This is a genomic window from Paucibacter hankyongi (assembly GCF_037482915.1).
GTDB lineage: Bacteria > Pseudomonadota > Gammaproteobacteria > Burkholderiales > Burkholderiaceae_C > Paucibacter_A > Paucibacter_A hankyongi.
The window spans coordinates 61,897-84,942 of the sequence record NZ_JBBHJX010000015.1; the positions used below are offsets into that span (position 1 = coordinate 61,897).

Sequence of the window (23,046 nt, forward strand, 5' to 3'; positions counted from 1 at the left end):
GTCAGGCCGGCGCGAGCAATTCGCGCGCACCAGCTTCCAGCGCGAGCGGTCCGGCGTCGGCCAAGGTCAAACGCCGGGCCTTGGACAGTTGCGGGTAATGGCCGGCCAGCGAGCGTTCGTAGCCGGGGTCGTAATGCTCCAGCATCAACTCGCGAAACACCGCGGCCCAGTCGCCCGCTTGGGCCAGGCCTTGCCAGCGCTTGATGCGTTCATGTCCGCGCATCGGAATCAGCGCGTCGAGCCGGGCGCAGAAGAGTTCGGGCTTGACCATGAAGTGCCCATAGTCCTGCAGCAGCAGCTCGACCCGCGCCTCCTCGCTCATCTCCAGCCAGTAGATGTGTTCGCTATTGCGCATCGCTTCATACAGCGAAGCAGGCATGCGCAACTGGCCGATCTTGCGGCTTTCGCTTTCGACAAAAACCGGCCGAGCCGGGTCGAATTGGAGCAGGCGTTGCCACAACAAGGTGTCAAAACCTTTTTGGCTCGGCTGGGCCTGTTCGGGCAGGGCGCCTAAGACAGAGCCTCGGTGCAGGGCCAGGCCTTCCAGGTCCAGCACCTGCGCACCCAGGCGTTCCAGCGTGTGCAGCAGACGTGTCTTGCCGGTGCCGGTGCGACCGCAAAGGACGTGAAACTGAAAACCATTGGGCTGGGTTTCCAAGGTTTCGCGCACCTGGGCCCGGTAGGCCTTGTAGCCGCCTTGCAACTGGCGAGCCTTGAAGCCGATCTGACCCAGGAACCAAGTCATCGATCCGGAGCGCTGCCCGCCGCGCCAGCAATAGACCAGCGGCCGCCAACCGCGTGCCAAGGGCTCGGCGTGGGCATCCAGGTGGCGCGCGATATTGCGGGCCACCAGTGCCGCGCCGATCTTGCGCGCCTCAAACGGTGAGGTTTTGTAGAGCAGGCCGACGCGGTGGCGTTCTTCGTTGTCCAGCACCGGCCAGTTGAGCGCGCCAGGCATATGGTCCTCGGCGAACTCGGCCGGCGAGCGCACGTCGATGATGGCGTCGAACTCGCTGAGTCTGGACAGCGCCTCGTTGATCTCAATCAGGATGGAGGGCGGTTTCATAGTTGCAACGATACGGCGTCAAGCAATTCGCTTTCGATCTGCAACTGCGCCTTGTTCTGTTGCAGCGCGGCACCGTCGACCAAGAAGGTGTCTTCGACCCGCTCGCCCAAGGTCGAGATCTTGGCCAATTGCAGATTGATGCCGTGGCGGGCCAGCACGCGGGCAATCGCGTACAGCAGGCCGGCGCGGTCGCTGGTGCTGATGGACAGCAGCCAATGCTGCGCCCGCTCGTCCGGGCGCAGGGCAATGCGCGGCGTGAAAGGGAAGGACTTGACGCGCCGCGACAAGCGCCCGCGGCGCGGCTCGGGCAGTGGGCCATCGGCCATCAGCGCCTGGGTCAGCTTGGCTTCGACCAGCGAGACCAAATCGCGGTGATGCAAGTCGACATCGGGGCTGAGCACCTGGAAGGTGTCCAGCGCAAAGCCCTGGCGGGTGGTGTGAACCTTGGCGTCCAGGATGTTGAAACCGGCGCCGTCGAAGTAACCGCAAATGCGAGCGAACAGATCTTGCGCATCGGGCGCGTAGACCAAGACCTGCAAGCCTTCCCCGATGGGTGAGGGGCGGGCTCGCACAATCGGTTTGTCCGTCTGCACATGGCGCCACAGCGAGCGCGCATGCCAAGCCAGATCGCCGGCCTCATGGCGGGCGAAGTAGCTGACCTCCAGCGTTTGCCAAAGCGGCGCCTCGGTGCCCGGCAGCATCGAATGCAGGGCCAGCGCTTGGCGGGCCTCCTGCTTGCGGGCTTCGATGTCGGCCATCAGATTCGGCTGGGCGCCGCCCAGGGCCCGCAGGCTGATGCGGTAGAGATCTTCCAGCAGCTTGCTTTTCCAGGCGTTCCAGACTTTGGGGCTGGTGCCGCGAATATCGGCCACGGTCAGCAAATACAGCGCGGTCAGGTGGCGCGCATCGCCCATTTTCTGGGTGAAGCGGCTGATGACATCCGGGTCGGACAGGTCTTCTTTTTGCGCCACCCTCGACAAGGTCAGATGATGCTGAACCAGGAACACGGCCAGCTCGGTGTCCTGCTTGCTCAGGCCATGGTCACGGCAAAAACGTCGAGTCTCGACGGCACCCAAGTCCGAGTGGTCGCCGCCGCGGCCCTTGGCCACATCGTGGAACAAGGCGGCGATATAGAGCAGCTCCGGCTTGTCCCATTGCGCCGCCAACTGTGAGCAGAAGGGGTACTCGTGCGCGTGCTCGGGGATGAAGAAACGGCGCACATTGCGCAGCACCATCAGGATGTGCTGGTCGACCGTGTAGACATGGAAGAGGTCGTGCTGCATCTGCCCGACGATGCCGCGGAACACCCACAGATAGCGGCCCAGCACCGAGGTCTGGTTCATCAGCCGCATCGCATGCGTTTGCCCTTCGGACTGCCGCAAGATCTGCATGAAGGTGGCTCGATTTGTCGGGTCACGCCGGAAGGCGCTGTTCATCAACTCGCGCGCGTTGTAGAGCGCGCGCAGCGTGCGTGCCGACAAGCCCTTGATGCCCGGAGTTTGCTGGTAGACCAAAAAGGTGCGCAGGATCGCGTGCGGCTCACGGGTGTAGAGGTCGTCGCTGTCGACTTCCAGCATGCCGGCGCGGTCTAGGAAGTGCGGGTCAATGCGCCGCATCAACTGCTGCTGCGAGCCGTTGACCTGCTCCTCCAGATTCAGCAGCAAGATCTGGTGCAACTGGGTCACCGCCTTGGCCGCCCAGTAATAGCGGCGCATCAACACTTCGGAGGCGCGTTGGCCGCGGCTGGCTTCATAGCCAAAGCTCTCGGCCACCGCGTTCTGCAGGTCAAACACCAGTCTGTCTTCGCGCCGACCGGCGACGCTGTGCAGACGCGCGCGGATCAGCTTCAGCAGGCCTTCATTGCGCTGCAACTGGCGGCTCTCAAATGCGGTGATCAGGCCGCGGGCCGCCAGCGCTTTCCAGGTCTTGCCCAGGCCCGCCGCACGAGCAATCCAAATCAACACCTGCAGGTCGCGCAGGCCGCCTGGGCTTTCCTTGCAATTGGGTTCGAGCGAATACGGCGTGTCGTCGTACTTGGTGTGGCGCTGCTGTGCCTCCAGAGTCTTGGCACGCAGAAAGGCGCGGGCATCCATGGCGGCCATCAGCGCCTGTTCCAACTGCTTAAATTGGACGCGCTTGCCGCTCAGCAGACGCGCTTCCAGCAAGGCGGTCTGCACCGTCACATCGCCGGCCGCCTCTTGCAGGCATTCGCCCAGCGTGCGCACCGAGGAGCCGATTTCCAGGCCGATGTCCCAGCAGGCGGTGATGAAGGCTTCGATGCTCGACTTGATGGCGCCAGGGGTATGGGCTTCGACGCCATCGGGCAAGAGCACCAGCACATCCACATCGGAATGCGGATACAGCTCCGCCCGCCCATAGCCGCCAACGGCCACCAGGCAAGCGCCGGCCGGCATCTCGGCGCGGTCCCACAGCTGCTGCAGACTGGCGTCGACGTGGCGCGCCAATTGCCGCAACAACTTTGCTGCGGCCAATTGGGTCGGCGGCGCCGCGCGGAATTCGGTGATCAGGGCCAGCTTGCCGGCCTTGAAGCGCTGGCGCAATTCCGCCAGGCTGGGCAGGGGCACTGCGGCGCCGCTGTTTGCGGTGGCCTCCGGCAAGTGGCTGCCCATCGACTCAGGCGCCGATGAAGGCGGGCGGCGGCGGGCTGCCGGCCGACAGGGTGAAGACTTCGTAACCGGTCTCGGTCACCATCAAGGTGTGTTCCCACTGGGCCGATAGCGAGCGATCCTTGGTCTTGATGGTCCAGCCGTCGTTGTGCTCACGCATATGGCGCTGGCCGGCATTGACCATAGGCTCGATGGTGAACACCATGCCGGGCACCAGGATGTCCAAGGTGCCGGGGCGGCCGTAATGCAGCACCTGCGGCTCTTCATGGAAGACCTGGCCGATGCCGTGGCCGCAAAACTCGCGCACCACCGAAAATCCAGCGTTTTCAGCAAAGGTCTGAATGGCGTGGCCGATGTCGCCCAGGTAGGCGCCGGGCTTGACCTTGGCAATGCCCTTCCACATCGCTTCGTAGGTGAGGGCGCACAGGCGCTTGGCCGCGATCGAGCCCTCGCCGACGACGAACATGCGGCTGGTGTCGCCATGCCAGCCGTCCTTGATGACGGTGACGTCGATGTTGACGATGTCGCCGTTTTTCAGCGCGCGACCATCGGGAATGCCGTGACAGATCACGTCATTGACCGAGGTGCAAATGGACTTGGGGTAGGGCGTATAGCCGGCGGGCTGGTAGTTCAGCGGCGCGGGAATGGCCTGCTGCACATTGACGATGTAGTCATGTGCCAGCTTGTCGAGTTGTTCGGTGGTGATGCCTGCTTGGACATGCGGCGTCAGCATGTCCAGCACTTCGGAGGCCAAGCGCCCGGCCATACGCAGAGCGGGGATATCGGCGCCGGATTTGATCGTGATCGTCATCCGGGCATTTTAGCTTTGCGGCCGAAGCCACCGAGCGAGTCGGGCTATCGTTTGGCGGCTGGTTCGGCTTGGCGAGCGCTGCATGCGCGGGCCGCGGGGTCAGGACTTGCCCCCAGCGGCCTGCGCGAGGGTTCAGCGCATCAGTCCGCCCAGACCACCAAACCGCTCCATGCCGTGGCCAGCACGATGATGCCGAAGGCGATGCGGTAGTAAGCGAAGGGCACAAAGCTGTGGCTGGAGATGTAGCGCAACAGCCAGCGCACACAGATCCAGGCGCTCAGGAAGGAGAACAGCAGACCAACGCTGAACATCGGGATGTCCGCGGCGCTGAGCAGGGCACGCTCTTTGTAGAGGCTGTAGATGCCGGCGCCGATCAAGGTCGGGATGGCCAGGAAGAAGGAAAAGTCGGTGGCCGCCTTGCGCGACAAGCCCATCAACATGCCGCCGATGATGGTCGAGCCGGAGCGGCTGGTGCCCGGCACCATGGCCAGGCATTGGATCAGGCCCACCTTCAAGGCATCCAGCGGGCTCATGTCATCGACGGTTTGAATGCGCACCACGGCTTGCTGGCGGCGCTCCGCCCACAGAATGATGAAGCCGCCCAAGATGAAGGTGGTGGCCACCACGGTGGGGGTGAACAAGTGCGCCTTGATCGCCTTGCCAAACAGCAGGCCCAGCACCACTGCCGGCAGGAAGCCGATGGCGACATTGATCACAAAGCGGCGCGCGCGGGCATCCGAGCCCAGGCCGGCGGCCACTTCGCGCAGACGCTGGCTGTAAACCAAGATGACGGCAAAGATCGCGCCGGTCTGGATGGCGATGTCAAACACCTTGCTTTTGGCGTCATCAAAGCCGAGCAGGGCGCCGGCCAGTATCAGGTGACCGGTGCTGGAAATCGGCAAAAACTCGGTCAGGCCTTCGACGATGCCCATGATGGCGGCCTTGATCAGCAAAATGGCGTCCAAACGCTACTCCCTCAAAATGAATGGCCGCGATGATAGCCGGCGCTCATGTCGGTACTGGAACCCGCGATCGGTGGCGCCGGCGGCAAGGCCATGCGGATGGACCTTTCGGGGTCAGGCCTTGACCGCTGCGAGGGCGGGCGAATACATTAATGACCAATTGGTCATTAGCGACTTTGGTCGACCATCCCCACTTGAGTACATCCCCTCGTCAGAGACGCAAAGAAGCTCGCCCGCAGGAGTTGCTGGCGGCTGCGCTGGCCCTGTTTGTTGAGAAGGGCTTTGCCGCTACGCGCTCGGAAGAAGTGGCGGCGCGCGCCGGCGTGTCCAAGGGGACGCTCTACCTCTACTACCCGAGCAAGGAAGAGTTGTTCAAGGCGGTAGTGCGCGAAAACCTGTCGGCTCGCATCGCCGAAGCGGTGGAACTGGCAGCCCAGCACCAGGGCTCGGTGACCGACTTGCTGCGCCATGTGATGCAGGCCTGGTGGCAACAAGTGGGCTCCAGTGCTGCCGGAGGCATCACCAAGATCATGATGGCCGAGGCCCGCAACTTCCCCGATCTGGCGCGCTTTTATGTCGACGAAGTGGTGGAGCCGGTGCATCGGCTTCTGGGCGGCCTGATCGAACGCGGCATTCGCAGCGGCGAGTTCCGCGCGGTGCCGCCGGCCGAGACGGTGCATGTGTTGATCGGCCCGATGCTGCACATGATTCTTTATGAACACTCCTTTGGGGCCTGCCGTTTGCATGGCCCAGCCATCGACGCGCCCGCTGTGTTGGCGGTGCAGATGGACCTGATTTTGCGTGGCCTGTTGGTCGAACCACCTCGGCTTTGAAACCGGCACGTCGGCACACCGCTGAACCTATTCCCCTTTTTTTCGAAAGCTCCCCAACGATGAAGCCTTGGTTGAAAGTGACGCTGCTGCTGGCCGGTTTGGGGCTCGCGGGTGTGGTGGGTATGAAGCTGCTCAAGGGCCGGCAGATGGCGGCGCCGGTGATGGCCAAGGCCGCCAGTGGTCTGGTGTTGGGTGAGATTGATGTGTTGCGGGTACAGCGTCAGCGCTTTGCCAGCACGCTGGAGATTTCGGGCAATTTGCGCGCGGTGGATACCGCCATGATCAAGGCCAAGGTGGCCGCCGAATTGGCGCAGCTGACGGTGCGCGAAGGCGATACGGTGCGCGTCGGCCAGTTGCTGGGGCGGCTGGATACGGTGGAGCTGGATTGGCGCTTGAAGCAGGCGGAGCAAAACGCTTCCGCGGCCAAATCACAGCTAGACATTGCACGGCGTACGCTCGAGAACAACCGTGCCTTGGTGACCCAGGGCTTTATTTCGGCCACGGCCTTGGACACCGCGGTGGCCAGCGCGGCCGGCGCCGAGGCGAGCTTGCTGGCCGCCAAGGCCGCGGTGGAGTTGGCCCGCAAGGCGCAGGCGGACGCGCTGTTGATTGCGCCAATTTCCGGGCAGGTTTCGCAGCGTTTGGCCCAACCGGGTGAGCGTGTGCCGATCGACGGCCGCATTTTGGAAATCGTCAATCTGGGGCAGATGGAGTTGGAGGCCGCGGTGCCGGCCGAATTGGCCGCCGGCCTGCAAGCCGGCGCCAAGGCGCTGCTGCAGGTGGACGGCATGTCCGCGGAAGTGCCGGCCGTGGTGGCTCGGATCAATCCGTCCGCCCAAACGGGTTCACGCGCGGTATTGGTGTACCTGAAGGTGCAAGGACAAAGCGGTTTGCGCCACGGTATGTTCGCCCGCGGACGTTTGCTGCTGGACGAGCGCGAGGGCTTGGTGGTGGCGCCCAGCGCGGTGCGGGTCGAGAAGGCCAAGCCTTATGTGCTGCAAATCGTGGATGGCAAGACGCGTTCCCAAGGTGTGACGCTGGGGCGCAGCGGCGAGATCGCCGGGCAGGCCGTGCTTGAGGTGCTGACGGGCCTGAACCAGGGCGATCTGCTGCTCTCCGGCGCCGCCGGTCAGGTGGCCGATGGCACGCTGGTGAAGTTGGCCGAGCCCGCCAAGGCCGGCTCGTCGCCTGCTGCGCTCCCCGTGTCTTCCGCACCCGCTTCGCGCTGAACCGGGGTCGCTCGCCATGTGGTTCACACGCGTTTCGATTCAAAACCCGGTGATGGCCGTGATGGTCATGCTGGCCTTTGTGGTGCTGGGCTTGTTCAGCTACCAGCGCTTGTCGGTTGATCAGTTCCCGAATATCGACTTCCCCACCGTGGTGGTTCAAATGGACTATCCCGGTGCCTCGCCGGAGATTGTCGAGAGCGAAGTCACCAAAAAGGTCGAAGAGGCCGTCAACACAGTGGAGGGCATCAACACCTTGACCTCGCGCTCTTACGAGGGCTCCTCGGTCGTCATCATCGAGTTCAACCTCGATGTCGATGGCCGCAAGGCCGCCGAAGATGTGCGTGAGAAGGTCGCCTTGATGCGGCCGACCCTGCGCGATGAGGTGAAAGACCCGCGCATCTCGCGCTTCGACCCACAAAGCACGCCGATCTTTAACGTCGCCGTGCTCTCGGAGGATGGCCAGCGCAGCACCCAGGAACTGACAACCTGGGCCACCCAGGTGTTGCAAAAGCGCCTGGAGAATGTGCGCGGTGTCGGCTCGGTCAGCGTGGTGGGCGGATTGCAGCGCCAGGTGCAGCTGCGGCTACGCCCGCAGGCGATGGAGTCCTTGGGCGTCACGGTGGATCAGGTGTTAGCGGCGGTGAAAAGCGAGAACCAAGAGCTGCCGCTGGGCTCGATCCGCTCGGCCGATCAGGAACGGGTGGTGCAAATCAATGCGCGCTTGAAGACGCCCGCCGACTTCCGCGACATCGTGGTGGCGCGCAAGGCCGGCAATTCGATCAAGCTGTGGCAAATCGCCGAGGTGGTGGACGGCCCGCAAGAGGTCGAAAGTCTGGCGCTGTACAACGGTCAACGCACCGTGCTCTTGAGCGTGCAAAAGAGTCAGGGCGAGAACACCATCGAGGTGGTGGACGGCCTGAATCGCGCCTTGAAGGAGGCCGCCCCCATCACGCCCAAGGGCATCATGACCGAGATCAATCGCGACAACTCGCGGGCGATTCGGGTTTCGGTGGCAAATGTGCAGCGCACCTTGTTCGAGGGTGCGGCGCTGACGGTGCTGATCGTGTTCCTGTTCCTGAACTCCTGGCGCTCCACCGTCATCACCGGCCTGACCTTGCCGATTGCCTTGATCGGCACCTTTCTCTTCATGTACTTGTTTGGCTTCACCATCAACAACATCACCATGATGGCGCTGAGCCTGTGCGTGGGCCTGTTGATTGACGATGCCATCGTGGTGCGAGAGAACATCGTGCGCCATGTCGCCATGGGCGCTAGCCCCAAGCAGGCGGCGTTGGACGGCACGGCCGAGATCGGCCTGGCGGTGCTGGCCACCACCTTGTCCATCGTGGCGGTGTTTTTGCCGATCGGTTTCATGGGCGGCATCGTTGGCAAGTTCTTCCATGAGTTCGGCATCACCATCGTGGCGGCGGTGCTGATCTCGATGTTTGTGAGCTTCACCTTGGACCCGATGCTGAGCAGTGTCTGGCATGACCCGCAGGCGCATGGCGTGCACCGCGGCCCACCGGTGACGCTGTACGACAAGACCTTGGGGCGTGTCACGCTGAAGTTCGATGACTTCACCGAGTGGTTGTCTGAGGCCTATCAAAAGATTCTGGCTTGGTCCTTGCGCCACAAGGGCGCGACGCTGGGTATTGCACTGGGAACTTTTTTGTTCAGCTTTGTCTTGCTGGGCGGCGTGGGCAAGGAATTCGTGCCCAAGGCCGATTTGTCTGAAACCCAGATCAATTTCTACACGCCGGTGGGCTCCAGCCTGGAGGTGACCGAGGCACGCGCCAAGCAGATCGACCTGCTGCTGCGTGAGTTGCCCGAGGTGCGCTACACCGTCACCACCATCAATAGCGGCTTTGCCGCCGGCAAGATCTACGGCGCTATTTATGTGCGCCTGGTGGATCGCAAGGATCGCTCGCGCTCGGTGGCCGACTTGGCTCAGCCGATCCGCGAGAAGTTGGCCACGGTGGCGGGTATCACCGTCACCAATATCGGCCAGACCGATCTGGGGGGCGGCAAGAGCCTGCAGTTCTCGATTCAAGGCGCAGACCTGGGTGAACTGGAGCGCTTGTCCAAGCAGGTGCAGGCCGAGTTGCTCAAGATCCCCGGTCTGGTGGACCTGGACACCACGTTGAAGCCGAACAAGCCGACCGTGGCCATTGAGGTCAAGCGCGATGCCGCTGCCGATGTGGGTTTGAACGTCAACGCGCTGGCGGGCTCGCTGCGCACGCTGTTTGCCGGCACCACGGTGGGTAATTGGCGCGCGCCGGACGGCGAGAACTATGACGTGGTGGTGCGTCTCGGGCCGGATGGGCGTAACGCCTTGTCCGATCTGCAGCGCCTGCCAATGAATGTGGCGCCGGCGGCGGATGGTTCGGCGCGGGTAGTGCGCTTGTCGCAGGTGGCCGATGTGCATGCTTCGACCGGACCGAATCAGATCAATCGCCGTGATATGAGCCGCGAGATCACGATCGATGCCAATGCCCTGGGTCGCAGTTCGGGTGAGATTTCGGTCGACATCAAGGCCGTCTTGGACGGGATCGCCTTCCCGCCGGGCTATCGCTACACCTTCGGCGGCTCGACCAAGAATATGAATGAGTCCTTCCAGTACGCGGTGGGCGCTCTGGGGCTGGCAATTGTGTTCATCTACATGATCCTGGCGAGCCAGTTCAAGAGCTTTTTGCAGCCTCTGGCCTTGATGAGTTCGCTGCCGCTGACCTTGATCGGCGTGATCTTGGCCTTGTTGATGTTCCGCTCGACGCTGAATATGTTCAGCATCATCGGCATCGTGATGCTGATGGGCCTGGTGACCAAGAACGCGATTTTGTTGATCGACTTTGCGATTCGCTCACGCGAGGGGGAACATGCCCACGGCGTCGATGCCGAACCGATGGGGCGCGAGCAAGCCCTGCTGCACGCCGCCAAGGTGCGTTTGCGCCCCATTCTGATGACCACCTTGGCGATGGTCTTCGGCATGGTGCCGCTGGCCTTTGCGCTCAGCGAGGGCTCGGAGCAGCGCGCGCCGATGGGGCAGGCGGTGATCGGTGGGGTCATCACCTCGTCTTTGTTGACGCTGGTGGTGGTGCCGGTGATCTATTGCTATCTCGATGATCTGGCGGCCTGGGCCAAGCGCCGCTGGTCTGGAAATAGAATCGCCGCAGAATGAATGTGCTGCGGCGTGCCCGCGCTGCTGAATGCCAAGGAAATGACAAGATGAATATCGAACAAGCCCGCTTCAATATGATTGAACAGCAGATCCGCCCTTGGGATGTGTTGGACGCCGACGTGCTGCAGCTGCTGGCCGTGGTCAAGCGCGAAGACTTTGTGCCTGCGGCCTACCGCGCCATGGCCTTCATGGACACCGAACTGCCTCTGCCTGGCGAGCAAAAGATGCTGGCCCCGCGTGTGGAAGCCCGCTTGTTGCAAGAGCTGAAGGTGGCTCGCCACGAGAAGGTGCTGGAAATCGGCGCCGGCAGCGGCTTTATGGCCGCACTGCTGGGCCATCGGGCTCAAAAGGTATTCGCGCTGGAAATCAATCCGGAGCTGGCGGCGTTGGCGGCTGCCAATTTGAAACGTGCCGGCGTCACCAATGTGACCGTGCGCGAGCAAGATGGCGCCCGTGGCCTGGCCGCCGAGTCGCCCTTTGATGTGATCCTGCTGTCCGGCTCGGTGGCCGAGGTGCCGACCGAGCTGTTGAATCAGCTCAAGGTGGGAGGTCGTCTGGCGGCCATCGTTGGCGACGAGCCGGTGATGCAGGCGCAGTTGATCACCCGAGTCGGCGAGAAAGAATTCCGTACCGTCAATTTGTTCGACACGGTGGCGCCGCGCCTGCAGGGCTTTGCCGCGGGCAAGTCTTTCAGCTTCTGATCCTGCCCGGCATGCGAATTCAGATCGGGGTGGGCGAATTGCGAACGCTGTGCCAATCGGCGCAGCCACCGCTGTTGTTGGATGTGCGCGAGCCCTGGGAGGCGCAGCTGGCCAGCATCCGTGTCGACGGCGTGCGCAGTCTGCTGATGCCGATGGGGCAGGTTTCGGCCCGCTTTGAAGAACTGGATCCAACGCAGCCCGTCGTCTGTTATTGCCATCACGGGGTGAGAAGTCTGCAAGTCGTCGCATTTCTGCAGCGCGCCGGCTTCGAAAGCGTCTATAACCTCGCCGGTGGCATCGATGCATGGTCGAATGAGGTCGACCCTGCGGTGCCGAGATATTGAATTCAATTATTGAAACGCTGAGCGCCGAAGTCGAACGAAGACCCGGCCGCGGAACGTTCAGTGCCCAAAACCGTCAACACCAACAACCAAATCCCAAATGAGGAAGCTCATGCCAGTCCATCAAGCAAACACATTGCGCCGCCCCTTGACCCAAGTCGGTATGGCGTTGCTGATGGCCTTCGGTGCCGCCGGTGTGGCGCGCGCGCAAAGCCTGCTGGAGCTCTACGACACCGCGCGTGCTTTTGACCCGACTTATCTGTCGTCGCGCGCGCAAGCGGACACAGCGCAATACCGCCTGGGCCAGGCCGAGGCGCTGATCAAGCCGACACTGGGCTTGGGCGCTAGTGCCAATACCAGTCAGGTGGACATGAAGAAGTTTGGCTGGACCGGCACCAACTCCGTCCAGGCTGGCCTGAACGGCAGCTACAGCGTCTACAACAAGAGCAACCGACTCACCGTTGAGCAAGCGCGTTTGGGCTTGGATCTGGCTGCGGCCGATCTGGAAACTGCCGAGCAAGACCTGATCGTGCGTGTGGCGCAGGCCTATTTCGACGTCTTGTCGGCCAAGGATGCGTTGACCACGACACGCGCCGGCAAGGCCGCGTTTGCTGAACAACTGGCCTCGGCCAAGCGCAACTTTGAGGTGGGTACCTCGACCATTACCGACACGCGTGAAGCGCAAGCCAAGTTTGACTTGGCTGTGGCCGCTGAGATTGCCGCGGACAACGACCTGCAGGTCAAGCGTCTGAAGCTGAACCATTTGGTGGGTAAGGTCGCCGAGCCCAAGCCCTTGGCTGTGCCTGTGGCGCTGCCGGCCGTCGTACCCGCTAGCGTTGAACCTTGGGTCAATTTGGCCGAAGAGCAGCACCCTCAAATCCGCAAGGCCAAGGTAGGCGTTGATTCTTCCATTTTGGATACCGGCAAGGCGCGTGCTTCGGACGGCCTGACGGTAGATCTCACCGGTAAGCTGGGCGCCATCAACTCGCGCGGTGCCGGTGCCGATTTGGCCGGAAGCACGGGTACCACGTCCAGCGGCAGCCTGGGCTTGTCGGTAACCTTGCCGCTCTACACCGGTGGTGCGAGCCAGAACAAACTCAAGGAAGCCTTGGTGCTGGAAGAAAAAGCCAGGCAAGATCTGGCCAATGCCCGCCGTGGTGTGTCCGAAGGCACACGCACCTACTTCTTCGGCCTGGTGTCCCAAGCCGCGCAAGTGAAGGCGCTGGAAGCCGCTGAGGCCTCCACCAAGCTGGCCCTGGATGCGACTCAGCTGGGCTACAAGGTCGGTGTGCGAGTCAATCTGGATGTCTTGAACGCCCAGACCCAGCTCTTCACCACCCAACGCGACCTCTCCAAGGCCCGCCACGACGCCGTCTTGCTGAACTTGAAGTTGCGTCAGGCTGCGGGCGTCTTGAAGCCCGAGGACATTGCAGCCACCAACCAGTTGCTGGCCAAGTAAGTCCGGCATGGCGTGACACTCGCCGCCTGCGCGTAAAAATGGCCCGCTTCTTGCGGGCCTTTTTTTATGCTTGAGCGATACCGAGAGGCCTGCGCATCTGGTGCCCGTTGATTGACTGTCATGTGTCAGGGTTTTGTCGTTGAGTGGGGGCGACAGAGACGGTGCCAATTGATCTGCGGCGAGAATGGCGCCCATGCTTTATTTGATTTCTCCCGCCAAGTCGCTCGACTACGAAACCCCGACCCCAGCGCCGCTGCAGGCCTTGAGCAGCCAGCCGCAGTTCGTGCCGCAATCCAGCCAGTTGATCAAGCTGCTGAAGCGCAAGTCGCCCCTTGAAATTGCCGAGATGATGGACCTGTCACCGGCCTTGGCCGAGTTGAATGCGGCGCGCTTTCAAGCCTGGAGCCCCAGCTTCACCCATCACAACAGCAAGCCGGCCGTGCTGGCCTTCAATGGTGATGTCTACGAGGGTTTGGATGCCCCCAGCCTGAGCCCGGAGCAACTGCAATGGGCGCAGCAGCATCTGGCCATTCTGTCGGGGCTGTACGGCGTGTTGCGGCCGCTGGATTTGATCCAGCCCTATCGCTTGGAAATGGGCAGTCGACTGGAGAACCCGGCCGGCACCACGCTGTACAAATTTTGGGGCGACCGCCTGGCCGAACACCTGAACGAGAAGGCCGCCGCGGCGCAGGTGCCGGTGATCGTCAACCTGGCTTCGCAGGAGTATTTCAGGGCCGCCGATCGGCCGGGCCTCAAACCTCGGGTGATTGAATGCGTGTTCGAGGACTGGAAAAACGGTCAGTACAAGATCATCAGCTTTTTTGCCAAGCGCGCGCGTGGCCTGATGGCCCGTTACGCCATCACCGAGCGGGTAGACACGCCGGCCGGACTGCAGGCCTTCAAGGCCGAGGGCTATGGCTATGAGTCGGCACTGTCGACCCCCGAGCGATTGTTGTTCCGGCGCCGCCTGGCCTGAGGAATCGGGCTCGGGATCGCGCAAAATATTGCCATGACTGGACAGCAGCAAATCACCCCGGACTTGCGTCAATGGATCGAGGCGCAACTCGCTCAGGGCTTCGGGCGGGAACAGATCGTGCCCTCTATGATCAGCAGTGGCTGGCAAGCGGCGGTGGCCGAGCAGGCCTTTGATCTGGTGCTTGAGAAAACCCGTGTTGGCGGCGCCATCATGGGGCTAGATCATCCCCGGCAAGCGAACCATCCGCTGCCGGAGCCTGATTTGAGCGCCGGTACGCCGACCTTGTGGCTGGGTGATCGACGCGTCAATGTCTTGCTAAGCCTGAATCATCCGCGCATCGTCTTGTTGGGCGGGCTCTTGTCGGACGAGGAGTGCGACGCGATGGTGGCGGCGGCCGAGGTTCGCCTGGCGCGCTCGGAGACAGTGGCGTCGAACCCGAACGGTAGCGAGGTGAACGCCGCGCGCACCAGCGACGGCATGTTTTTTGAGCGCGGTGAAAATGATGTGGTGCGGCGCATCGAGGCTCGCTTGGCTCAATTGCTGAACTGGCCGGTGGATCATGGTGAGGGCCTGCAGGTATTGCGTTATCGCCCCGGTGCCGAGTATTTGCCGCACTACGACTATTTCGATCCCCATATGGCTGGCTCGGCAGCGATCTTGAGTCGCGGCGGGCAGCGTGTCGGCACGGTCGTGATCTACCTCAATACGCCTGCAGCGGGCGGGGCGACGATCTTCCCGGACGTCAAACTGGAAGTCTTGCCGGTCAAGGGCAATGCGGTGTTCTTCGGCTATGAGCGGCCCGACCCGTCGACCCTCACATTGCACGGCGGCGCGCCGGTTCGCGAGGGCGAGAAGTGGGTCGCGACCAAGTGGTTGCGCGAGGGCGTGTTTGTCTGATCTCGGTGGCGCTCGATGTGGTGCTCGGTGCGCCCTTGGTCCGCGCGGCCATGACTGACGAGACCGCCTGAGCGGCTTCGGTCAGCGGCGTAGCGGGAGCTGGCTTTGCTTCAGCTGGCGCAGCACAAAGCTGGACTTGCTGTGGCGTATGCCGGGGATTTTGTAGAGCCGCTCGCGCAGAAGGCGTTCATAGTCCCGCGTGTCGGCCACCGCGATGCGCACGTAATAGTCATAGTCGCCCGAAACTAGGAAGGCCTCCAGGACCTCGGGGATTTGCTCCAGGGCCTGGCCAAATTCGAACAAGGCTTCGTCGGAGTGGTTGTCCAGCGTGACCTGCACGATCACCGTGTCCGCAAGGCCGATCTTGGCGGCGTTGACGCGCACCGAATAGCCTTCAATCACCCCTGCTTCTTCCATGCGCTTGATGCGGCTCCAGCAGGGCGAGCTGGTCAATCCCACTTGTTGGCTGAGTTCCTGCAGGCTGATGCGGGCGTCCTGCTGCAGCGCAGAAAGAATGGCGAAATCCAATTTATCTAGATTCATGCTGTGGAACTTACTTTTTGCAGGATGATTTTCTGAATTCGGCTGATTTTATGGAAATTTCAGCAGCCTTTGCTGCGCGAGTTTCGGCACAGTGTTGGCATGAATCACCTGTTTGATGAGAAGCCTTTGCCGCTTGCTGCGGAGCCCCAAGTCGATACACCGTTCAACGGCGCGCGAGCCTTGATTGCGGCCTTGCTGGGCCTGGGTGTGGACACCGTGTTTGGCTATCCCGGCGGCGCCGTGCTGCCCTTGTACGACGCCCTGCATGCCGAACCGCGCCTGCGCCATGTGCTGGTGCGGCATGAGCAGGCCGCCGTCCATGCGGCCGAGGGCTATGCGCGCAGTTCCGGCAAGGTGGGCGTGGTGTTCGTGACCTCGGGTCCGGGCATGAGCAACACCACCACGGGTTTGCTGGATGCCTTGTGCGACTCGGTGCCGGTGCTGTGCATCAGCGGGCAGGTGGCGACCAGCGCCATCGGCACCGATGCGTTTCAGGAATGCGACGCGCTGGGCATCTCCAAGCCGGTGACCAAGTGGAATGCGCAGATCCGTGATGTGAACGAGGTGGCGACCCTGGTGGCGCGGGCGCATGCCTGCGCCGCGGGCGGGCGCCCAGGGCCGGTCTTGCTGGACTTTCCAAAAGACCTGCAGTTGGCCAGTTTGCCGTGGCCCGCCGATCGGCCGTCGAGCGCCGCCTTAGAGCCCTCGGCTGAGGTCAGTCCAGCGACTGCTCAAGCCGTGGTGCTGCCCTTTTGCCCGCGCAGCAATCAAACCTTGTTGGATCGGGCCGTGGCGCTGCTAGCGCAGGCGCAACGGCCGGTGTTTTATGGCGGCGGCGGGCTGATCAATGCCGGCGCATTGGCCTGCGCGGCGTTCAAGCGTTTGGTTCAGCTGACCCAAGCTCCCTGCACGCTGACCTTGATGGGGCTCGGCGCCTTCCCGGCCTCCGACCGGCAGTACCTGGGCATGCTGGGTATGCACGGCACGCTGGAGGCCAATCTGGCCATGCACCATGCGGATCTGGTGGTCTGCGTTGGCGCGCGATTCGATGATCGTGTGACCGGGCGTCTCGACGGGTTTTGTCCGGACGCCAAGATCATTCATCTGGATGTGGACCCGCGCTCGATCGGCAAGGTTGTGCCTACCGAGGTGGGGTTGGTCGGAGATTGCACCGACAGTCTGCTGGCACTGGAACGCGTCTGGGCCGAAGGCCAGAGCCAGCCGGCGGACCTGCGGGCTTGGTGGCAGCGTATCGAATGCTGGCGGGCCGAGGCCTCATTGGCTTTCGAGGAGCCAGCCGAGGGAGCGATCCTGCCGCAGGCCTTGATGACGAACTTGCAGGCTGCCATTGCGACCCGCGACGCCATCGTAGCTACCGACGTGGGGCAGCACCAGATGTGGGCCGCCCAGCACATCCGTTTGGAGCGTCCTCGGCGCTGGCTGAGTTCCGGCGGCGCCGGCACCATGGGCTACGGCCTGCCGGCCGCCATCGGTGCACAGATTGCGCATCCGGACAAGTTGGTGGTTTGCGTCAGCGGCGATGCCTCGGTGTTGATGAATATCCAAGAACTGTCGACCGCCGTTCAGCACCGCACCCCGGTCAAGCTGGTCTTGTGCAATAACGGCCGCATGGGCATGGTCAGACAGTGGCAGGAGCTGATTCACGGCGGCCGCTACAGCCATAGCTACACCGAGGCGCTGCCCGACTTTGTCGCTTTGGCCAAGGCCTTTGGATGGCAGGCGGCGCGGGTCGAGCGGCGCGAGGATCTGGCGGCCGCGCTGCAAGAATGTTTGAACGCCTCCGGGCCGTTCTTCCTGGATGTGGTTGTGCAGTCCGAGGAAAACTGTTTTCCGATGATCCCCGCCGGCGCCGCTCATCACGAGGTCTGGTTGGGCAAGGACCGCGCCTTTGTGGAAGCTTAAGCCCGGCGACCTTCGGTGGCGGCAAAGGCATAGCGCATCGGCCAGGTCATGCAGACGGGCATAAAGCCCATCGCTTGCAGAATCGGCCGGCTCATCGGTGAGGCGTCAACGGCCATCCATTCAAAGCCGCGTTCGCGGGCTTCCTTGAAACGGCATTCAAACAGCGCGGAATAGACGCCGCGCTGGCGCCAGGCCGGCAGCACCCCGCCGCCATGCAATTCGGGGAAGCGAGAGCCGGGCGGGTAGTCGGTCCAACCGGTGCCAATGGCTTGGCCTTGAACATAGGCGCAAAACATGCTCATGGTGTCGGCCTGCTGCAAGCTGCGCGCGAGCTTGTCGCGCAGCCATTCAAAGTCGCGCCCCCAGATGGCCGCCTGCACCGCGAGCACATCGTCCAACTGAGACGGATCGACGATGCGGCGCACTTCAAGGTCCGCCGGCAGGCCGCTGCCGGATGCGCTCTCGGGCTTGCTTTGCCGCGTCAATTCGTCGTTCAAGGGGTAGAGCATGAAGCACTCGGGCTCGTCGGCCACAAAGCCCTTTTCTTCGAGCAGTTGGCGCAGATGAGCGGGCCGCTCCAGCGCGTAGACCTTCCACTCGAAGTCTTGGCTCAGGGTGCGAAAGTGAGCCAACTGGGCCTCGATCTGTTGCTCTTCCTGGCCCGCGTCGAGTTGGCTGAAACAAATCAGAGCTTCGCCCCCAGCCGACCCGGCCAGCGGCAGATGGCGTCGCAAATGAGGCAAACGCTCGAGCTGAAAGCCAGCGATTTCATGGTCGATGCGATCCTGTCGGTACGCTTCAAACAGTTCTGATTCGAGGCTCATGGGATGGGCTTTCAAGCAATGCTTCTGAAGCGGGGAGGGCCGGATCGATTGGCGAAAAAAAAGGTGCCCATGGACACCTTTTCTTCGTGCAGGACACCTGGGTGCCTGTGGTCAAGCCGCGTTTAGACGCGCTTGCGGTACTCGTGGGTGCGCGTGTCGATTTCGATCTTGTCACCTTGGGCCACAAAGATTGGCACTGGGATTTCGAATCCGGTGGAGATTTTGGCAGGCTTCAGGACCTTGCCCGATGTGTCGCCCTTGACGGCCGGCTCGGTCCAGGTCACTTCACGCACCAGCGAGGTGGGCAGTTCAACCGAGATGGCCTTGCCGTCGTAGAACACCACTTCCACAGGCATCGCGTCTTCCAAGTAGGAAACGGCGTCGCCCATGTTCTCGGCTTCCACTTCGAACTGGTTGTACTCGGCGTCCATGAACACATACATCGGGTCAGCGAAGTAGGTGTAGGTGCAGTCCTTCTTTTCCAAGATGATTTGGTCCATCTTGTCGTCGGCCTTGAACACGACTTCGGTGCCGGAGTTGTTCAGCAGGCTCTTCAGCTTCATGCGCACGGTGGCGGCATTGCGGCCACCGCGGCTGTATTCGGTCTTCAGCACAACCATCGGGTCCTTGCCGTGCATGATCACGTTGCCGGCGCGGATTTCTTGAGCGATCTTCATGAGTGTTCCGTTTTGGAAAAAAGGTTCTTCGGGGCGGCCAATTCAATTCGCCTGGTTCGCCTGGTGTTTTCGCTTGAAAGCTTGGAATTCGATCAAGCCGGCGCAGACAAATGAATGCAGGGGGCGCGAATTCGAAAATCCGGCGAGCCTGATTCAAGGCCTGTCCAAATGACGTTGCAAGCTCACGCCAGAAGGTTCCGTGGCGCAGCAAAGCGTCGGATTTTAGCCTGTTTTGCGACTCAGACCGAGCAGCTGGCTGCTCAAATCACTGTGGAGCAGTAATTGCTCACGCCAGGCGAGGGCATGCGTGTGCGCCTCGTCCAAGTCCATCAATCCGCTCGACCCCGCCTGCAAGCCATTCCAAGCGCGCCACAAGTCGCGCGACGCTGCGGCCAAGCTAGCAGGGGCCTGCGCCAGCCACAGGTCCATGAAGGCCTCCAGCTTGGGGCCGTGGGCGCCATCCGCTTGGGGATAAATCTGCCAGACAAATGGTTTGCCGGCCCATTGAGCTCGCACAAAAGAGTCTTCGCCGCGCACGAAGTTCAGGTCGCAGGCCCACAAGAGCCGATCAAAGTCGGGCTGACTCACATGGGGCAGGGCATGCCAGCGCAGATTCGGCCAGGGCTGGGTGCTGAGTAGCTGTTCGACGGCCGGCTGCACGGCTCCGGGGCAGACCAGCAGCAATGTGGGCTGGCGGGCCAATTCCGCCAGCAAGTCGGGCAGCCTTGGGTTGGGGTAGGCAAAAAGGCTGACGATGCGTTCGCCGGTGCGGCGCTGCAGGCCATGCCCGCTCAGCCAAGCCTGGGCGTCGAATCGGGCCTGTTGGTCCAGCAAGCCTGGTTCGCGCAGCAGGCCGCCGGTGCGGGCCGTGAAGCCTGGGTAAAAAAACTGTTTGCTGAGTCCGCGTCCGGCGCCGCTGAATTGCGGCGAGGCCAGCCCGTGGCTGCGTTCCACGTAGGACTCGGCACTGAGGTATTCCAGATTCAGCCAGAGAGGCGGCCTTGGTGTCTTGCTGGCCATTGTGGCCAGGAAGGCCTGTGGCAACTCGCAGCCAAAGGTTTCGACCACCACATCGCCGCAGTGGTCCACGCTTAAGCTTTCGACCCAAGGTAGGACTTCGATGCGATCGGGGTGAGGGCCGGGCGCCATCCATTGCAGGGCGCTGGCGTCGTCGATCCACAAGCGCACCGACTCGCCTCGTTCGGCCAAATCACGTGCCAAGCGCCAGCCTACGCCGACGTCGCCGAAATTGTCGATCACTTGGCAAAACAGATCCCACTTCAGTCCCACGAGCTTCCTTGTGCTGCTGGCTTGCGGGAATTATCAACGCCACATCGCGGCACAATCGCGCTCCATGCATGACTCCGATTCCCATTCCGCCGCTGCAATGCCTTCTACGAGTGATGGCGGTCCAGAAGAACTCCAAGAAGCGGGCGCGGCCGCGGTCGGGGCACAGAAGCAAGCCGAATGGGCGGCCGAGCGTCAGTTGATCGAGGCGGCCGAGGCCGAGCGGGTGGCCGAGGTGGAGCAGGCCGCCCGAGAAGGGCGAGAGCGCTTGCTTCAAGAGGTGGCAGCCTTGCCGGGTCTGCCGGGGGTGTATCGCTACTTCGATGCCCAGAACCAAGTGCTGTATGTGGGCAAGGCCAAGCACCTGAAGAAGCGGGTGTCCAGCTATTTCCAGAAGGACCATGGCGGCACACGCATCGGCATGATGGTGGCGCGCATTGCGCGCTTGGAAACGACGGTGGTGCGCACCGAGTCCGAGGCTTTGCTGCTCGAAAACAATCTGATCAAGACGCTGAACCCCAAGTTCAACATCTTGTTTCGCGACGACAAGAGCTACCCCTATCTGAAGCTCAGCGGCCACGAGTTCCCTCGTATCAGCTACTACCGCGGCGCGGTGGATCGGCGTCATCGTTTTTTCGGCCCCTTCCCGAGTGCCTGGGCGGTGAAGGAATCGATTCAGCTGATTCAAAAGGTCTTCAAGCTGCGCACCTGTGAGGACACGGTCTTCAACAACCGCAGCCGACCCTGCTTGCTGTATCAAATTCGACGCTGTTCCGGCCCCTGTGTGCCGGAAGGTCAGGGCGAGGACTACGCCCGCAATGTCAGCAATGCCGAGCGGTTTTTGCTGGGCGAGACCGAGGCGGTGATGGATGGCTTGCAAGTTCAGATGATGGCCTTCGCGGACAAGCTGCAGTTCGAGTTGGCCGCCGAGGTGCGCAATCAGATCAGCGCGTTGGCGCGGGTGCTGCAGCAGCAGTCTGTGGATGAAAACAGCGCTACCGGGCGCGACCGCGATGTCGACATCATTGCTGCCAAGGTGCAGGGTGGTCGTGCTTGTGTGAATCTGGCCATGGTGCGCGGCGGCCGGCATCTGGGGGACCGCGCCTTCTTCCCGAAGCATGTGGAAGAGGCGACCTCGCTGGCCTGGTCGGATGAAGGGCAGCAGGAGCTGGTCGCTTCGCCCGAGCGCCTGGTGCTGGAGGCCTTTATTGCGCAGCACTATCTGGATGCACAAGTGCCGTCCTTGATCGTGTTGAGCGAGGCGGTGGATGAGTCCTTGTGCCAGGCCTTGAGTGAGCAGGCGGGTTTCAAGGTCACGACCCAGGCCCAGCCCCGCGGGCAGCGACGCATCTGGCAGGAGATGTGCATCAAGGGTGGTGAGTTGGCTCTGGCGCGCTTGCTGTCGGAAGAAGGCTCGCAGCAGGCGCGCACGCGTGCCCTGGTGGAGGCGCTGGACTTGTCGGTGCAGGAGCTTGATGCGTTTCGGATTGAGTGCTTTGACATCAGCCACACGGCCGGTGAGGCCACCATGGCGTCCTGCGTTGTCTTTGAGTCGCACCTGATGCAAAGCAGCCAGTACCGACGCTACAACATCGAAGGCATCACCGGCGGCGATGATTACGCAGCGATGCGACAGGTGCTGACCCGGCGCTACAGCAAGATGGCCGAGGCGGCGCAGCTCGGAACGGGGCGCCTGCCTGACTTGGTCTTGGTCGATGGCGGCCGCGGCCAGGTCTCGATGGCGCGCGAGGTATTTGAAGAGTTAGGTTTGGACTTGGGCCTGATCGCCGGCGTTGAAAAGGGCGAAGGGCGCAAGGTGGGGCTGGAAGAGTTGGTGTTTGCAGATGGTCGCCCCAAGGTTTACCTGGGGCGCGATTCAGCAGCGCTGATGCTGGTGGCGCAAATCCGCGACGAGGCGCACCGCTTCGCCATCACCGGCATGCGGGCCAAGCGGGCGGCGGTGCGCACCGGTAGTTCGAGGCTCGAGGATGTGGACGGCATTGGCCCCAAGAAGCGTGCCCAACTGCTGCAGCGATTTGGTGGCGTGCGCGGTGTGGCCGAGGCCAGCGTCGAGGAGATAGCAAGTGTCAAAGGCATATCCAGGGAACTGGCCGAGGAGATCTACCGTGTTTTGCATTGAATCAGAATCGAAGTGGAAAGAGTCGGGGGTCAGGTCTTGCCTGCCTCGAGTTGCCCTAAGCATGGGCGTGGGCCTGGTTGCTTTGTTGAGCGGTTGTTCCAATGCCCCGAGCTTGTCGAAGCCGGCCGTTACGCCGGCAGCGCCCAGCCAGGTGCGTCCCGAGCCGGCGCCGGTGGAACGCAGCAATCCGGTCGCGCCTGCCGTGCCCGAGGCCGCCAAGCCCACCGGTCTGGGCCCACCGAAGCAACCGCGCAGCCATGCTGAACTGCGTACGCAGGCCGCGGAGCGACTGGTGGCGGCCAATCCGGATCACACCTATCTGGGCGAGGTGCCCCCCATCTTGTTGGCCATACCGGTGTTGGAGGTGGAGCTTCGACACGACGGCAGCATCAAGAAAATCAATGTGCTGCGCCGGCCTGGTCAGGCTCCAGAGACCCTGCAGATGGCCATTGACGCGGTGCATCGCGCCGCGCCGTTTGGCAACGTCTCGCGTTTGCCGGAGCCTTGGAAGTTCAGCGAAACCTTCCTCTTCAACGATCAACGGCGATTCAAGCCGCGCACGCTCGATTGAGGGC

Annotated in this window: 20 protein-coding genes; 12 read left to right on the top strand and 8 right to left on the bottom strand. The window is 62.5% G+C overall.

Annotated features, from left to right (window positions below; all coding sequences use genetic code 11):
* Position 1 precedes the first annotated feature (1 nt).
* The 4 genes from mnmH to WG899_RS18295 form a co-directional block, all read right to left on the bottom strand.
* Positions 2-1,066: a tRNA 2-selenouridine(34) synthase MnmH gene (gene mnmH, locus WG899_RS18280; RefSeq protein WP_339597092.1), complete on the bottom strand. Its 1,065-nt coding sequence runs from the start codon at positions 1,064-1,066 to the stop codon at positions 2-4.
* On the bottom strand, positions 1,063-3,696 hold the full coding sequence (locus WG899_RS18285; RefSeq protein ID WP_339597093.1) for a [protein-PII] uridylyltransferase: 2,634 nt from the start codon (positions 3,694-3,696) through the stop codon (positions 1,063-1,065). Before WG899_RS18285 ends, mnmH begins: the two co-directional genes overlap by 4 nt.
* A gap of 4 nt (positions 3,697-3,700) precedes the next feature.
* A complete protein-coding gene (map, locus tag WG899_RS18290; RefSeq protein WP_339597094.1) occupies positions 3,701-4,504 on the bottom strand; it encodes a type I methionyl aminopeptidase in 804 nt (267 codons plus the stop codon).
* Positions 4,505-4,644: 140 nt separating this feature from the next.
* Positions 4,645-5,469: an undecaprenyl-diphosphate phosphatase gene (locus tag WG899_RS18295; protein ID WP_339597095.1), complete on the bottom strand. Its 825-nt coding sequence runs from the start codon at positions 5,467-5,469 to the stop codon at positions 4,645-4,647.
* A 191-nt stretch (positions 5,470-5,660) separates the two neighbouring features.
* Between WG899_RS18295 and WG899_RS18300 the strand changes: the two genes are divergently transcribed.
* From WG899_RS18300 to WG899_RS18335, 8 genes are all read left to right on the top strand, one after another.
* The gene (locus tag WG899_RS18300; protein WP_339597096.1) at positions 5,661-6,299 is read left to right on the top strand and encodes a TetR/AcrR family transcriptional regulator; all 639 of its coding nucleotides are present in this window, start codon (positions 5,661-5,663) and stop codon (positions 6,297-6,299) included.
* A gap of 59 nt (positions 6,300-6,358) precedes the next feature.
* Positions 6,359-7,528, top strand: coding sequence for an efflux RND transporter periplasmic adaptor subunit (locus WG899_RS18305; RefSeq protein ID WP_339597097.1), 1,170 nt, complete (start codon positions 6,359-6,361; stop codon positions 7,526-7,528).
* Positions 7,529-7,544: 16 nt separating this feature from the next.
* A complete protein-coding gene (locus WG899_RS18310) occupies positions 7,545-10,703 on the top strand; it encodes an efflux RND transporter permease subunit (protein ID WP_339597098.1) in 3,159 nt (1,052 codons plus the stop codon).
* A 47-nt stretch (positions 10,704-10,750) separates the two neighbouring features.
* Complete coding sequence (locus WG899_RS18315) at positions 10,751-11,404, top strand: protein-L-isoaspartate O-methyltransferase family protein (RefSeq protein ID WP_339597099.1); 654 nt, start codon at positions 10,751-10,753, stop codon at positions 11,402-11,404.
* Positions 11,405-11,415: 11 nt separating this feature from the next.
* Complete coding sequence (locus WG899_RS18320; RefSeq protein ID WP_339597100.1) at positions 11,416-11,748, top strand: rhodanese-like domain-containing protein; 333 nt, start codon at positions 11,416-11,418, stop codon at positions 11,746-11,748.
* 109 nt (positions 11,749-11,857) lie between these two features.
* The gene (locus WG899_RS18325) at positions 11,858-13,204 is read left to right on the top strand and encodes a TolC family outer membrane protein (RefSeq protein ID WP_339597101.1); all 1,347 of its coding nucleotides are present in this window, start codon (positions 11,858-11,860) and stop codon (positions 13,202-13,204) included.
* A gap of 193 nt (positions 13,205-13,397) precedes the next feature.
* Positions 13,398-14,180, top strand: coding sequence for a peroxide stress protein YaaA (yaaA, locus tag WG899_RS18330; protein ID WP_339597102.1), 783 nt, complete (start codon positions 13,398-13,400; stop codon positions 14,178-14,180).
* A 33-nt stretch (positions 14,181-14,213) separates the two neighbouring features.
* The gene (locus tag WG899_RS18335) at positions 14,214-15,077 is read left to right on the top strand and encodes a 2OG-Fe(II) oxygenase (protein WP_339597103.1); all 864 of its coding nucleotides are present in this window, start codon (positions 14,214-14,216) and stop codon (positions 15,075-15,077) included.
* Positions 15,078-15,158: 81 nt separating this feature from the next.
* On the opposite strand, the gene WG899_RS18340 is transcribed toward WG899_RS18335, so the two are convergent.
* A complete protein-coding gene (locus tag WG899_RS18340) occupies positions 15,159-15,620 on the bottom strand; it encodes an Lrp/AsnC family transcriptional regulator (protein WP_339597104.1) in 462 nt (153 codons plus the stop codon).
* A 99-nt stretch (positions 15,621-15,719) separates the two neighbouring features.
* On the opposite strand from WG899_RS18340, the gene ilvB reads away from it, so the two are divergent.
* On the top strand, positions 15,720-17,543 hold the full coding sequence (gene ilvB, locus WG899_RS18345; protein ID WP_339597105.1) for a biosynthetic-type acetolactate synthase large subunit: 1,824 nt from the start codon (positions 15,720-15,722) through the stop codon (positions 17,541-17,543).
* Here the strand turns inward: ilvB and WG899_RS18350 are convergent.
* Together WG899_RS18350 and efp are read right to left on the bottom strand one after the other, a co-directional pair.
* The gene (locus WG899_RS18350) at positions 17,540-18,367 is read right to left on the bottom strand and encodes a GNAT family N-acetyltransferase (RefSeq protein WP_339597106.1); all 828 of its coding nucleotides are present in this window, start codon (positions 18,365-18,367) and stop codon (positions 17,540-17,542) included. The genes ilvB and WG899_RS18350 overlap by 4 nt on opposite strands.
* Positions 18,368-18,489: 122 nt before the next feature.
* Entirely contained in the window at positions 18,490-19,044 is a 555-nt protein-coding gene (efp, locus tag WG899_RS18355) for an elongation factor P (RefSeq protein ID WP_263536664.1), read from the bottom strand.
* On the opposite strand from efp, the gene WG899_RS18360 reads away from it, so the two are divergent.
* Positions 19,043-19,216 carry a hypothetical protein gene (locus tag WG899_RS18360; protein ID WP_339597107.1) on the top strand — a complete coding sequence of 58 codons (174 nt, stop codon included), beginning with the start codon at positions 19,043-19,045 and terminating at the stop codon, positions 19,214-19,216. The genes efp and WG899_RS18360 overlap by 2 nt on opposite strands.
* 50 nt (positions 19,217-19,266) lie before the next feature.
* On the opposite strand, the gene earP is transcribed toward WG899_RS18360, so the two are convergent.
* Positions 19,267-20,328 (bottom strand): elongation factor P maturation arginine rhamnosyltransferase EarP, encoded by a 1,062-nt coding sequence (earP, locus tag WG899_RS18365; RefSeq protein WP_339597136.1) that lies wholly within the window; start codon positions 20,326-20,328, stop codon positions 19,267-19,269.
* A gap of 103 nt (positions 20,329-20,431) precedes the next feature.
* Here earP and uvrC point away from each other — a divergent pair, with 103 nt between their 5' ends.
* Complete coding sequence (uvrC, locus tag WG899_RS18370; protein WP_339597108.1) at positions 20,432-22,471, top strand: excinuclease ABC subunit UvrC; 2,040 nt, start codon at positions 20,432-20,434, stop codon at positions 22,469-22,471.
* Between the two features lie 112 nt (positions 22,472-22,583).
* Positions 22,584-23,042: a hypothetical protein gene (locus WG899_RS18375; RefSeq protein ID WP_339597109.1), complete on the top strand. Its 459-nt coding sequence runs from the start codon at positions 22,584-22,586 to the stop codon at positions 23,040-23,042.
* Positions 23,043-23,046 lie beyond the last annotated feature (4 nt).